Consider the following 13,666-nt stretch of genomic DNA (forward strand, 5'->3'; position numbering starts at 1 on the left):
CCCCTTTTATTCGGCAATCTGCCGTTTTTTTTGTTTGGCGTAACTGTATGGACCTGAAAAGATGGTGACGTTTTGATTCTCAAGCCAGAAAATCTTGTTGAACTTCTCCAGCAGGTTTCTGTCGTGAGAAACGCAGATGATGGTGCCTTGAAACTGCATCAGGCTGTTTTCGAGAATTTCCTGTGATTCAATATCCAAGTGGTTGGTCGGCTCATCCAGGATCAGGACATTCAGCTTTTTTTCCATTAAGATGGACAGCTTCAGCCTGATTCTTTCACCGCCCGACAGGACGGAAAGTTTTTTAAAGACCGACGACCCGTAAAATCCGTACTTGGCCAGCATATTCCGGGCCATGCCCTCTTCAGTCAGCAGATTTTCTTTAAAGAATTGCAGAATCGTCTGACTCGAATCTCCGACGTGGCTCTTTTGATCAATGTAGCCTATCTTAAGATTTTCCCCCACTTTAATGGTGCCGTCCGACAGTTCTCTTTCCCCGATGATGCAGCGGATCAGCGTTGTTTTGCCGACGCCGTTTCTGCCGACGATGCCGATTCTGTCTTTATGCTTTATGCGCAGGTTCACATTTTGATATAAAAGGGAAGATCCGTTGGTCACCTTTCCGTTTTCAATGAACACAATATCTTTTGAACCGGCGCCCGCTTCCTGAAATGCGTTTTTTAATTTTTGCTCCGTCCGGACCGGCTTATTGATCAGCTCGATTCTTTTCAGCGCCTTTTCCATATTATTCGCGCGTCTGTGCAGGCCGACAGACGGCGGATTTGAGCGGTTGGCCCAATCTCTCAGCTGGGCGATGGATTCCTTCATCTTCTGTATTTTTCTCTGCTGTTCTTCATATTTCTCAAACTGGGCGATGATGAATTCTTCCCGCTTTTTCAGGTATTCGCTGAACCCGTAAGGCCAAATCTTCACCTCAGTATCATCAATCTCGAGCACCTTCATCGCCGTTTGGTCGGCAAACGTTTTATCGTGGGTCGTAAACAGAATGGTTTTATTAGATTTTTTAATAAACCCTTCAAGCCACTCAATCGCATGGACGTCCAAATGGTTGGTCGGCTCGTCCAGCAATATAACGTCGTCGTTGCGGATTAAAATTTCGGCAAGGCCGGCTTTTGTTTTTTCGCCGCCGCTCAGCTTTGAAAACGGCTGATCCTTTAATTCGCTGAGGCTGAGCCCGTTGCATACCTCGTCAATCATCGCATGCATCTGGTAGCCGTTGTTCCGCTCAAATGTTTCCGTGTATTGACTGTATTTTTCCAATAAAGCAGTCAGCTCGTCATCACTCATCGGTTCCGAAAGCTTCAGCTCAATGGCCTTCATTTCCTTCTGGATCGCCGCGAGAGCTTCAAACGATTTTTCCAGATATTGATACAACGTCAGATCCTCATGGGGATCAGCGATCTGCTTCAGCAAACCGACCTTCGCCCCTTTGTTGATCGCAATCGTTCCTTCATCTGCCTCAAGCTCTCCGGAAAGCACCCTGAACAGCGTGCTTTTGCCGGAACCGTTCGGCCCGGCCACAAGCACTTTTTCGCCTTCATTGATGAAAAAAGAAACTTGTTTGAAAATCGTATCCCCCGCTAAATTTACCGTAAGATTATGAATATTCAGCAACTCACATCATCCCTTTGTCATTCTGGTTCAAAGCTCGACTTTATTCTGGATGGCGACGCTCGCTTTCAGTTTGTAGAAGCTGAGCATCATAAACAGCGACAATAAGATGGATAATACCCCGATTGCGGTCAGCAGCAAAGCTGAATCAAAATAGTCCGTTAAGAATCCGATAAACGGAAAGGCAATGAACATGAAGAGCGAGGTCATCAAACTGATAATGGACAGCAGCGTGGCTCTCGTTCTGGATGGAATCTCATTATTCACCACCTGACTGGATACGGGTTCTATCACATCATAGAGCGCGTTAATGACGACAAAAGCTGCAATCGTCACGTACAGACTGCCCGAAGGTATAAACAGATAGGCCGCCCCGATGATGCAGAATGTCAGCAGAAGCACGCGCCTCGGCGTGAATTTTTCCGCCGGCTTGGAAGAAAAGATGGAGCACAGCGCCTGCAAGATGGACAGTCCCGCAAAAATAATGGATATATTGCGCACGGACAGCCCTTCCTGACTTAACAAATCCTGTCCGTACATATAAAAAACCGATGTAATCGCAAAGAAAACGGAGAGTGACAGCACCAGATATTTAAAGGCTTTGTTCAGCCTGAAGAAATCTTTGACTTCTTTCAAGATGTCACCGACCGTCTGCGTTTCGTGTTCACTGTTTTCAAATTTGATTTCCGTCAGCTGTGTAATGACCGCCATTGCAATCAGCTGAGTGACAATCCCGGCGATAAACACATATGACCATGATATTTCCTGCAAGTAGCCGCCGATGCCCATGGCAATCGCAAGACCGAGTATGACAAGTCCGTTATAGTTTCCGATGGATTTGCCGTACCACTTTTCTTTCCCTTGTTCTTTCAGTGAATCAAACAAAAAGGCGTGATCCGTTCCTGATATAAACGTCAGCCCGATACCGTATATAATATGAGCGATGAAGAGGGCGATGAAGTTATGGAAGCTCAGGAACATCACCAAATAGATAATGACCATAAAATGGCCGAGCAAGAGCGATTTTTTTCTCCCGATTCTGTCCGAGATGACGCCGCTCGGCACTTCCGCCAGAAACATCGCCAAATTCAGGACCGATTGCAGGATGCCCACTAGAAACAATGAATAATTCATGCTTGTTAAATATAAAATCCAAATTCCCCGTTCGAAAAAGAAGTTTCCGAAAAAACCGGAGAAGTAAAGCAAATTTCGGTTCCGCAAATGAATACCCCTTTCCAGCTATCTGCATTTAACATCATGAACAGAAAGGAGCCCGTCAGTCTTTACACTAAAACCCTCTATACATGGATCTTGCAGATACAGACTTTTCCCAAAACAAATTGGGCAATAATGAGTTGTATTCTCGAATAACCCAAAAAGTTCCTTCTTTTTTTCAGATCCTATGGCATCAATGATCGTTTTTTTCTTCTCTGGATCGCTGATGTCGCGGATGAAATACTTGATATAGCTCAGCTCATGCATGTAAGCCGGCAGGAACAAATGGAGCTCAATATCAAACCCGCTTTTATCCATATGATAATAATCATTGAAATGACTGACGCGTGAGACGGATACGTCCGCTCCGGCCCGCCGAAACAGATCAGCCAGCCTTTCAATGATCTCTCCGTTGGGATAATAATCGGCATAAACGATTCGGATCGGCTTTTCTTTTGTCAAAAGGGGCGGATCTTTCTGCGGTGTCCTCCCGCTTTCCCATATACCGATCAGTGAATCAGTCGGTGTGATGATATGCCCCAAATCCCCGGCCAGCTTTTGTTTATCAAAATAATGCTGAATAAAAGTTCTCAGCATGTCGTCCTTTACCTTGAAGGTAAATAACATCGGCAAATGATTTTCTTTAAAATCAGCATACTGCCGATACCTCATGTTTGAATGATGAAACTGGGTGTGGCAGGTCACGTCCGTTTGATTCGCTTCGTACAGCCCGATGCTTTTTTCCAGATCATCATTCAAAATAAATTGGATGGTCTGAACCGTGCGGTGATCCGCGGGCGTCATTTTATATTGCGGATTCCGCTCAAATTCCAGCCCCTTCTCAAACGTTCGCTTGAATCGGTACGGGCCGTTTTCCGGCACATCGCCCCCGGCGGTCCCCGGAATCAGAAAGCTGCTCTGCAAAACGGCTTCTATTTCATCAGACGGCTCGTCCAAGGTGACTTCAAAGCTTTTTTCACCCGTTACGTTCACCCCGAGCTGATCGGATGAGACGAGGCCTTTTACATACGGAACGGCCTGTTTTATGTTCAGGAAACTGCCGAGATGGGGGCTTTGATTTTCTTTCGTCAGATGATAGATGATCGTTTGAACCACACCCTCGGCGTCACCTAAATAGTCCGGGTGAATGTCCACCTGACAGGTGCGTGGATCTTTGCGGATGATCCGGCAGTTATAGCCGTCCAGCAGACTTTCATACATAATGCTGCAAATCATCTTGCTTGTGTAATCCTGCGTATCTAATGGGTTCAAGCGTATCGGGCTTGTGTCGATTTCTATTTTCAGAGGGTCGCCCGGTTTTCTCGCCGTACGATGCATCGTCTTCATAAAGCGCTTTCCTTTTGAGAAAGCTTCGTTTCTGTAATATGAAGGCCGTCAAAGTCCAGGCCGATGCGGGTATTCAGGGATTTCGGGCTTCCGCCTGCAAGGTATGTGATAATGTCATGAGACATAAACGAGGATATAATACCGTTTGTCGCTCCTAAGGAACCTTTGATCGGCTCATTGGGGTAACAGTTCAGAAGTCCGGCCGGCATGTTTTTTTCATAGGTGATGCCGGATTGATAGGATTCAGGCGTGAGCAGAGGCCCCCATTGGCCGCTGAAGCTGCCGACACCCCCGGTCATAAATGCAATACTCCGCTCCTTGCAATACCGGTAAACCCATTCAGAAATGTTATGGGGTTTGTCAGCGGCATTTATGACGATATCAATTTCATACGGATCTAACACACGCAGGTCCTGCGGCTGTGTAATTTCCTTATGGTAAAGTGCTGCGTCCGCATGGGAATTGATACCCGCAATATAATCTCTGCATTCTGAGATCTTTAATTTGCCTACAGAAGATTTATTATAGACGAATTGTCTGTTCAGGTTATGTACTGATACGGCATCGAAATCAATGAGAATAAAATGCTGCATGCCCGCCGCCAAAAGGTTTTGAAGAATGATCGTTCCGACGCCCCCCAGACCCACGATCGCTGCCCTGCTGCCGTCTAATCTGTTTTGGATCAGATTGGGGTTTTGGTTGTATTTCTCAAAATGGTACAGCTGCTTTTCAGTGATGCGGCCTTCACGGCCGTTTTGCCATGGCTCTATTAAAGCATCCAATTTCATTAACGCATCGAAAAACTGGTTTCCCGCTTTCTCCCCCAAAAGATCAGAAAGCTCTTGTTTCTCACAGCCGGTGATCAGCCGTTCAACCGCCTCCTTGATCTCACTCGTATGCGGAAGCTTAATCGCCTTTCGATTTTGAATGATAATATGCGCCGCGTAGGTCAGCACCTGCACGCTGTCTTTAAACTTCCAGCGCTTACAGTCCGTTGACATCATGACATACCCCCTGAAAGATAATAACTCCCCAATGAGGGGAGTCACGGCTTTACTAGCAGCGATGCACCAAGCTTGCTGTTTCTGTATCAAGATCAAGTTCTTCAATCTTCATCAGTACACACCCCCTTTACCAATAACTAGATATTATCACCAATATTGGAAAAGGACAAGTTATTTTTTGAAAATTTAGAATTTATATATAAATTGTGATATTTCTTCCTGCTTTCCGGTTTTATCCCGGCAGCCGGATGATGAACACGGAGCCTTTTCCCTGCTCACTTTTCACTTCAATTGTTCCGTTATGGCTGTCGATAATGGTTTTTGTAATGGCAAGACCCAGCCCCGCGCCGCCGGATTGACGGGATCGGGAGGTTTCCGCCCTGTAAAACCGGTCAAACAAATGAGGCACATGCTCCGGAGCGATTCCCGTTCCGTTATCCGCAATCATAAGCATGATTCCTCCGTCTTTCTGCAGGGAGACGGTGATGACACCCGTGTCTTCATCCGTATGCTGCACCGCATTGTAAAAGAGATTGAGAATGACCTGCTTCATTTTGTCTTTGTCAAAAACGGCTTCTATCTTTTGATCGACAAAGAACTCGAGCTTCCGGTTTCTCGCGAGCAGCTTCAGCTGAGCCTCCATTTCCAAAATGACGTCTCCCAATGCGCCTTTTTTCATTTCAAAGCTCGGCACCCGGTCAATCTTCGCGAGAAATAACAGATCCTCTATCAGCTTATTCGCCCTGGCGGATTCCGCGTACATGCTTTGAAGCGCTTTTTCTTTCTGCTCCGGCTTCTCCGCCGCTCCGCGGATTAAAATTTCGATAAAGCCGTGAATGGAGGTAAGCGGCGTTCTCAGCTCATGTGATGCGTCTGATACAAACTGCCGGATTCGTTCCTTCGCTTCTTTTTCCGCCTGAAAAGAGGTTTCAATCCGTTCCAGCATCTGATTGATGGAGATGCCCAATGACTCAATTTCGGCCTGCTTCCTATCGATCGGCAGCCGTTTATCGAGACTTCCGGCATGAATGTCACCCATCATACGCACAATGCGGGACAGCGGCTTGAGTGTGAGCCGGATCACCGGCAAGAAAACAAACAGTCCGATGACCAAAGCCGCAAAGGAAAGCACCGCGAAAATGCTGATCTGGCGGAAAAGCGAATCATTCAGAGGCTGGGTCAGCGTGCTCATCTGCACAACTCCCGCCTGCCTTCCGTCAACGGAAATCGCCTGAAACACGACGATGATTTCCTCACCCGCCTTATTGTGAGCCACCTGGTAGTGAAGCGCCATTGTATTTGTCAGCGCATCCCGATACACGTTTTTCGGAAAAGAAGGAGCGGCCCCCGCGTGCGGGTCTTCTGATAAAACTGACATCTTGTATGATTGATTGATAAAAGCAACCGTCACCCCGGGGTAAATCACCTTCGGATGAGCGGGTGTTTCGGAACGGGCAAGGGTTTTGATTGACCTCCATACGCTTTGATCCATTGAATTGATATCACTCTGAATGCTGATCGCCTGATTTTCATACATCGTCCGTTTCATCAACATGTACTGTGTGCCGCCGATGAAACATAACAGCAAGGTCAACATCGCCAGTGACCTGAACAGGAGCTGGAACCGCAGGGTTCTGTAAAGCCGTTTCATGCCAGATCCACCCTGTACCCGGCGCCCCGAACCGTGCGAATCACCTTGTGTTCTTTGTCCTTCAGCTTTTCGCGCAAAGAACGGATGTACACCTCGACGATATTGTCTTCCCCGAGGACCGTTCCGTGATGAAGCCCCATCGTTAAAGAATCAATGAGTGCAGTCTCGCCGTCTGCACTCAGCAGCTTGATGCCTTTCAACTTATTCATGATGCAGTCTCTCCTTAGATGTATCAGCCTGTGTTTATTTTTTTCGCTTCCCCTTCTATTATTCGCTTTTATCAGAAACAAAACGGAAGCTAAGCTGAATTGGTGAAAGTAAACGCTGAAAACGGAGCCATCTGCAAATCATAATCAATAAGCTGCCGCTTCAATTCAGCACCAGTCTGTTTCAATCACAAAGTTCTAAGGTCATGTCTGCCTTTTTCTAAACATACCCATTTTCAACTGAACGTGTTGAGACCCGCGTTCAGTTCTTTTTTATGGCTTCTGAAAAAAGGCATAAAAAAAGCGCCCCCGAAAAGGACGTTTGATATGACGTGTTTCGTTTTCTTAAATTCTGCATTCTAAAATAATTCTTCCTTCACATTCACCCTCGATTTCATTCAATACGATGATCACATCAGCCGTTTTCATATGTTTCACCTCCCCGCTTCACAATAGTATAATATTAACAAATAAATCAATAAAAAACAGCCCGGATGTCCGGGCTGCTTTTTTATTTCTGTAATCGATCCGCTTCTGTCAGTTTGACTTCCGCTGTTTTTTTCTTTCCCGAACGGTAGAATGTGATGTTCACACGGTCGCCGATCTTTTTGCGATACAGGCGCTCACGGAGATCCACAACGTCATTGACCTTATGTCCGTCGAACCCGGTAATCACGTCGAGCTTTTTCAAACCCGCTTTTCCGGCCGGTGAAAACGCGTCGACACCCATAATGACCGCCCCGGTTTTAACGCCTTTCGGGAGTTTCAGCGTCTGGCTCCAATGGTAGCTCGCAATATCCGTTAAGGATTTCATCTCAATACCGAGGAAAGGCCGTCGGACTTCTCCGTATTTTTCTAAATCCTGAATAACGGGAATGACAAGCTTTGACGGAATGGACAGGCCGATTCCTTCAACGGCGGATTCAGCGATCTTCATTGAGTTGATGCCGACCACCTTGCCCGATATATTCATCAAAGCGCCGCCGCTGTTGCCGGGATTAATCGCGGCGTCGGTCTGCAGCACTTCCGCATTCCAATCCGGATGTCCGTCGCCGTTTGAGTCAACGGGCACCGCTCTTTCCGTGCCTGAAATGATCCCCTGTGTCACTGAACCCGCAAATTCAAGTCCGAGCGGATTTCCGATCGCAATGACCGGTTCTCCGACTTTGACTTGATCAGAATTGCCGAACTGGGCGGCCGATTTGATTTTATCAGACTTCACCTTCAGTACCGCGAGATCCATCAGACGGTCGCTCCCGATCAGCTCAGCAGGCACGCGCGAGCCATCCTTCAGGCTGATCTCAATCTCAGTCGCACCTTCAATGACATGATGATTGGTTACGATATAAGAAGTGTTTCCGTTCTTTTTATAAATGACGCCCGACCCGCTTCCCGCTTCGCCGCCCTCTCCCCAAATATCGGTCTTTTGGATATTGAGAACGCCGACTACCGAATCCGATACACGGCTGACCATATTCGTGACAGCGTCATTGACATTTACGTTGACTGTTTTCACCTGTTCGCTGCCGAGACGCTGGCTGGTGCTTTTGCTGCTGTCTCCATGGTCTCCGCCTGTCCAGTACGGCAGCAGGATAGCCATGAGCGCGGCCCCGACGATGACGCCGATCAGACTTGATAGAAAGTATCCTCTCTTGCTTCGGCGGGGCTGTTCGGAGGCGTACTGTTCATCATCGCGATTATAATCCACCCTATCTCAAATCCTTTCAAGAGTACTCGATTTGCTTATAGTGTGGGTCAGATCGCGGATTAATAATCATGATTCATTTGGAAAAATTACACGGCGCACAGCGGCGTCGGAATTTTCGGATCGGTATCAAATAACTGAAACGTTTCCCCGGCGACAAATCCTTTCGCAGCCAATGTCTGCTGCACGGACATTCTCGCCAGTTCCTTCATATTGTTGTCTTGGCTCAGATGCGCCAAATAGATGCGCGATGTGCCGTCGCCGATGACATCAGTCATGGCGAGCGCCGCATCTTCATTCGAGACGTGGCCGACATCGCTTAAAATCCGCCGCTTAATGCTCCAAGGGTATCTGCCCATTTGCAGCATGCCGACGTCATGGTTGCTTTCAAACACAAACACATTGGCCGAACGGATGATGCCTTTCATTCTGTCGCTCACATATCCGGTGTCCGTCATCAGCGCGAGCTTTCTGCCTTGGTAGTGGAAAACGTAAAACATCGGCTCGGCCGCGTCATGAGAGACGCCGAATGACTCAACATCAAGCCCGCCGAAAGATTTCACGCTTTCCATCGGGAACAAAAACTTTTGTCCGGTATCCAGCTTGCCGATCTGATTCTCCATCGCTTTCCACGTCTTTTCATTGGCGTAGACGGGTAGACCGTACTTTCTCGCAATGACGCCGAGCCCTTTAATATGGTCGCTGTGCTCGTGAGTGACAAAGATGCCGTCGACGTCGTCTATCTTACGGCCGATTCTCTCCATCAGCCCGTCCATCGCTTTACCGCTCAGGCCGGCATCCACCAGAAAAGAGTGCTCCTCTGTCTCCAGATAAAACGCGTTTCCGGTACTCCCGCTCGCAAGCACGCTAAATTGCAAGCCCATTGTGTCTCACTCCATTATTTATTTTGATTGTTATCAATGACTGTGCTTTCCAATGCATTCACAGTGTACGTTTGCTGTGTCTTTTTCTTCGTCCCTTTTGACTTATCTTCAATTGTAATTCTCCATACCGGCGCCAGCACCTGCGTACTTGTCAGCGGGTATTGGGCAATATAGCCGAACTTGACGCTTTTAACGGCGCAATTCGCTTTTAAGTAATTTTGAGAATACAATAATTCGACCGCATCAAGCTCAGGAATCAGGCTCTCGGTCTGGATTCGCTTGAATGACTCCAGCATGGTCTGCTCGTAGGATACGACCTGGTTTTTATCGTTCAGATGCAGAATCACCTGTCCGATCGCATCCGTGGACGAGTCAAAATCCTGATAAATAAACTGTCCGTCATACGTCTGGTAAAAAATGATCTGTTTTTGATCCTTGTCGACTTTCCACAGTTTATATTTTTCACCGCCGGTTACTTTAGAGCTGACGAGCGATTCCGCATCCTCCTGCGGTTTTTGCTTCGATAAACCGACCGGATCGGTAAATTTCATTTTCAGCGTTGTGACCTTGTGATCATCCGCCGGCATTTCCATTAACGGCTTTTGATCCTTCAAAGCATCAATATCTTCAGCGGTAAATACTTTTTGGCCCGCCGTCAGCCGGTAGCCCGTCGCGGAATCAGAAGACAGGTTGCCAAATGTGATATGATCCATCTCCATGTCTTTTTCCACGTTTGAATTTTTAATCACTTCGTATTCACTGCTCGAGCGTTTTTCAAAAAACTGATAGCCGAGAAAAATATCGAGGATGAGGAAGGCAATGATGAAGATCGTTTTTGTCTTATTCCACTCCATTATCGTCCTCCTCCTTCCCCAGCAGATCTTTCGTAATCGGGACGATCTTCCCGTTGATTTTCATACTCCAGACGGGTTCCAGTTCAACGAGATCATTCGTTGACGAAGAGACCATTTGATAGGACAGGAAGATCTGGTCGATTTTGTTCACGTCGTATTTATCCTGCTGCTCCAGCAGAGACACAACCTCATTGCCGTTCATCATTTTTACGTCTTTTGTTTTAATCGGATTCGGCCCGAGAACATAGTTCGGCCGCTTGTAGCTGAGAACCTCGTCATTGGCCCATTGCAGGGTCAAAACAGGTCCGGATCCGAAAGGCTTAGACGTGCTGTTGATCACAGGCATTTGGTCTTTAAACATGTAGAAACTCAGCTGCTGGTTATCACTCACATTGAAAAATTGATAATGATCCGTCCAGCTTCCCGTATCCTCTAAATATTTATAGCTTTTCTTAATCAGCTCACCCGTTTGGTAAGAAGCGCTTTGTGCCAGGTTCCGATGCTGGAATTGAATCTGCCGCTGTGTCGAATTGATTTCCAGACGGCTGATTCCGTCAGTCAGCACATTCCGATTGTAATTCGGGTCCTCTCTGACCGTGCTCGGATCATTAAAAAGCGTCTGCTTAAACAGGTTCGTCTTAATGGTTTCAGTGATAAATTCTTTTTCCTTCATATTAAACCGCGCATTCGGCATGAGAAATTCTTTGCTTTTTCCGACCGAATAGAGGTGGTATAACGGCATACTCGACTTTTTGCTGTACAGCTCATTCATCAGATTGCGGTAATTCGCCGATTCCACAGTCACTTCCAAAATCAGCTGCTTGCTGTATGAGACCATGTAAATCTTCTTATTCGTCTTATTCTCATTAAACGGAATGACAATATGGTCAAATGAGCTGTATTCCATTGACGGATTCGACCATTTAAACATCGATTGGAAGAAATCAATCGGAATGGTGTCATTGAATTGCAGATCGAGCTTTGCCGAATTGCCGTTTCTGCCGTAAAGCCAATTTTTAAAACCGAGCTTGTCGTATTGATCGGAAATATCCTTCATCCCTTTTACTTCCCATTGCGGCAAATCCGCCCACAGGTCATTAAAGAGCGTCTCATCATCCACTTTATAATGAGAGCCGTTTGTATGAATAAACATATCCCGGGGTTTTACCGTTTGCGACACTTTTTGGCTCGTTTTATCAATTTTATGCTTTTCCCGGACAGTCGATTTGGTTGAGGCCGTGCCTTCTGAAAAATTGGGCTGGAATGTCCAAATTCCCCATGTTAAAACAAGACTAATGACGACCAGCACTGACAGTATGACTGTTTTTATATTTTCACGCCTCATCCCAATCATCCTCTTGCTCTTCTTTATATGGAAGAGTAAATGTAATCTTCGTTCCTTTGCCTTCTACACTGTCGGCCCAAATGTCTCCGCCGTGCGCCTGAACCATCTCTTTTGCAATCGCAAGGCCGAGCCCGGTGCCGCCGAGTTTTCTCGTGCGCGCTTTATCCACTCTGTAGAAACGGTCAAAGACTTTTTCCACATCTTTTTTCGGAATGCCGATACCTTCATCTTTTACGCTGATATAAAGCAGCTCTTCTTTCTCGTTCACATCGACTGAGAAAGTGACATGCCCGCCTTCCGGTGAGTATTTCAGTGCGTTAGAAATGATATTATCGAGAACCTGCGTCACTTTATCCTGATCAATCTCCACGTACAGATTTCTGTCCGGAAGCTCGCGGATAAATTCAACATGCTGTTCTTTCGTCATTTCGAAACGATCGATAATCAGTGACATAAAGCGGATCATATGAATCCACTCCCGATTAAACTGATAATCTTTGCTGTCGAATTTAGAAAGCTGAAGCAGGTCGTTCACCAATCTGATCATGCGCTCAGTCTCATTTTGGGTCACCATTAAGAAACGCGGAGCGATATCTTTGTTTTCCCACGCGCCCTCTGCAAGCGCCTCTAAATAGCTTCGCATGGTCGTCAGCGGTGTCCGCAGCTCATGAGACACGTTGGCAACGAACTCTCTGCGTTCCCGATCGAGTTTTTCCTGTTCGGTGACATCATAAAGAACCGCGATTAAACCGTCGATTTTTCCGTGCTCTCTCTGAATAACGGAAAAATTCACCCGCAGTACAGTCGTTTCATCGTCACGTTCGATCTCCAGCAGCATTGAATCCTGCTGTTCTACTAAATCCTCAAATGTAAAGTTCTCTTTTATGCCCAATAAAGACGTAATCGGCATCTCTAAAGCCGTTTCACGTGAAACATTCAGCAGCTCAAGCGCAGGGCTGTTTAAAAGAATAATAGCTCCATTGCGATTCGTAGCGATGACACCGTCCGTCATATACGCGATAACGGAAGAAAGCTTTCTTCTCTCCCCTTCCGTCATGGCTTGGGCATCTTCAAGCTCTCTCGTCAGATGGTTGAACGTCGTTGCGAGCTGACCGATTTCATCATGCCCGTATTTCCGCACCTTTCTGGAGAAATTCCCTTTTGCCAGTTCCATCGCCTGCTTCCGCATATCCGACAGCGGATGGGTGATGGTGCGGGCGAGAAATATACCGAGAAGGGCCGTCAGAACAAGGGCTAAGCCTGTTCCTGAAGCAAGAATCGAGTTGACGGTTTTCATCTGGTTAAAGGTATCTTCCATACTGGCCACGACATAAATCGCGCCGACAACTTCCTGATTCTCTGTGACGACAGGTTTTGCTGAAATCAGCACTCTGTTTTTGCTTTTAGGATCATAATATTTTTTTGAATAGGCCTGTTTTGTTGAGAAAATCCGTTTAAAAATCGGGTCAGTCGTCTGTTTCCCCGCTATTTCCTCGCCATAAGGCCTCGAAGAACCGACGACCTCATAGCTTTTATCAACAAATGTAATCTCCCGTATTTCATTGTTTTTCGTAAAATCATTCAAAATCCGTTTGACGTCATCTTTAATGACGGTGCTGTCATTATCTCCTTTATATTCCTGCTCAATATAATAGGAAAGATTGTCAATCCGCTGATTTAACGATAATTCATAGGACTTGAGAAGAGAATTCTCCACCTGTTTCACAAAGTACACGCCGATAATCTGCATGGCGATGATAATGAGAAGCACATAGATCAGCGTGATCTTAAACTGAATCGACCGAAAAAAACCAACCTTATTCATC

At 46.5% G+C, this 13,666-nt stretch carries 11 protein-coding genes; all 11 read right to left on the reverse strand.

The genetic code is table 11. The features are described 5' to 3' along the window. Positions 1-6: 6 nt before the first annotated feature. On the reverse strand, positions 7-1,632 hold the full coding sequence (locus tag BXO87_RS10400) for an ABC-F family ATP-binding cassette domain-containing protein (protein WP_007614956.1): 1,626 nt from the start codon (positions 1,630-1,632) through the stop codon (positions 7-9). Positions 1,633-1,659: 27 nt separating this feature from the next. Further along, entirely contained in the window at positions 1,660-2,850 is a 1,191-nt protein-coding gene (locus BXO87_RS10405) for an MFS transporter (protein ID WP_012118887.1), read from the reverse strand. Between the two features lie 18 nt (positions 2,851-2,868). Further along, a complete protein-coding gene (locus BXO87_RS10410) occupies positions 2,869-4,191 on the reverse strand; it encodes a periplasmic substrate-binding domain-containing protein (RefSeq protein ID WP_038460527.1) in 1,323 nt (440 codons plus the stop codon). Further along, a complete protein-coding gene (locus BXO87_RS10415; RefSeq protein WP_038460529.1) occupies positions 4,188-5,195 on the reverse strand; it encodes a ThiF family adenylyltransferase in 1,008 nt (335 codons plus the stop codon). Before BXO87_RS10415 ends, BXO87_RS10410 begins: the two co-directional genes overlap by 4 nt. A gap of 232 nt (positions 5,196-5,427) precedes the next feature. Continuing rightward, positions 5,428-6,846 carry a sensor histidine kinase gene (locus tag BXO87_RS10420; protein ID WP_076851324.1) on the reverse strand — a complete coding sequence of 473 codons (1,419 nt, stop codon included), beginning with the start codon at positions 6,844-6,846 and terminating at the stop codon, positions 5,428-5,430. Then, entirely contained in the window at positions 6,843-7,055 is a 213-nt protein-coding gene (locus tag BXO87_RS10425) for a winged helix-turn-helix domain-containing protein (protein ID WP_071392521.1), read from the reverse strand. Before BXO87_RS10425 ends, BXO87_RS10420 begins: the two co-directional genes overlap by 4 nt. 508 nt (positions 7,056-7,563) lie before the next feature. Beyond that, positions 7,564-8,760 (reverse strand): S1C family serine protease, encoded by a 1,197-nt coding sequence (locus tag BXO87_RS10430; RefSeq protein WP_076851325.1) that lies wholly within the window; start codon positions 8,758-8,760, stop codon positions 7,564-7,566. Between the two features lie 86 nt (positions 8,761-8,846). Continuing rightward, positions 8,847-9,641, reverse strand: coding sequence for an MBL fold metallo-hydrolase (locus BXO87_RS10435; RefSeq protein WP_004393110.1), 795 nt, complete (start codon positions 9,639-9,641; stop codon positions 8,847-8,849). Positions 9,642-9,655: 14 nt separating this feature from the next. Then, on the reverse strand, positions 9,656-10,495 hold the full coding sequence (locus BXO87_RS10440) for a two-component system regulatory protein YycI (protein ID WP_004393108.1): 840 nt from the start codon (positions 10,493-10,495) through the stop codon (positions 9,656-9,658). Further along, positions 10,482-11,840 (reverse strand): two-component system activity regulator YycH, encoded by a 1,359-nt coding sequence (gene yycH, locus BXO87_RS10445; RefSeq protein ID WP_004393107.1) that lies wholly within the window; start codon positions 11,838-11,840, stop codon positions 10,482-10,484. The genes BXO87_RS10440 and yycH overlap by 14 nt, the downstream gene beginning before the upstream one ends. After that, positions 11,830-13,665 (reverse strand): cell wall metabolism sensor histidine kinase WalK, encoded by a 1,836-nt coding sequence (walK, locus tag BXO87_RS10450; RefSeq protein WP_004393106.1) that lies wholly within the window; start codon positions 13,663-13,665, stop codon positions 11,830-11,832. Before walK ends, yycH begins: the two co-directional genes overlap by 11 nt. Position 13,666 lies beyond the last annotated feature (1 nt).

This window comes from Bacillus sp. GZB (genome assembly GCF_001975995.1).
GTDB classification, from domain to species: Bacteria; Bacillota; Bacilli; order Bacillales; family Bacillaceae; genus Bacillus; species Bacillus velezensis.

Coding starts and splice junctions, on each gene's coding strand:
- BXO87_RS10410 (WP_038460527.1), bottom strand. CDS start 4,191: ATGAAGACGATGCATCGTACGGCGAGAAAACCGGGCGACCCTCTGAAA.
- BXO87_RS10415 (WP_038460529.1), bottom strand. CDS start 5,195: ATGATGTCAACGGACTGTAAGCGCTGGAAGTTTAAAGACAGCGTGCAG.
- BXO87_RS10420 (WP_076851324.1), bottom strand. CDS start 6,846: ATGAAACGGCTTTACAGAACCCTGCGGTTCCAGCTCCTGTTCAGGTCA.
- BXO87_RS10425 (WP_071392521.1), bottom strand. CDS start 7,055: ATGAATAAGTTGAAAGGCATCAAGCTGCTGAGTGCAGACGGCGAGACT.
- BXO87_RS10435 (WP_004393110.1), bottom strand. CDS start 9,641: ATGGGCTTGCAATTTAGCGTGCTTGCGAGCGGGAGTACCGGAAACGCG.
- BXO87_RS10440 (WP_004393108.1), bottom strand. CDS start 10,495: ATGGAGTGGAATAAGACAAAAACGATCTTCATCATTGCCTTCCTCATC.
- yycH (WP_004393107.1), bottom strand. CDS start 11,840: ATGAGGCGTGAAAATATAAAAACAGTCATACTGTCAGTGCTGGTCGTC.
- walK (WP_004393106.1), bottom strand. CDS start 13,665: ATGAATAAGGTTGGTTTTTTTCGGTCGATTCAGTTTAAGATCACGCTG.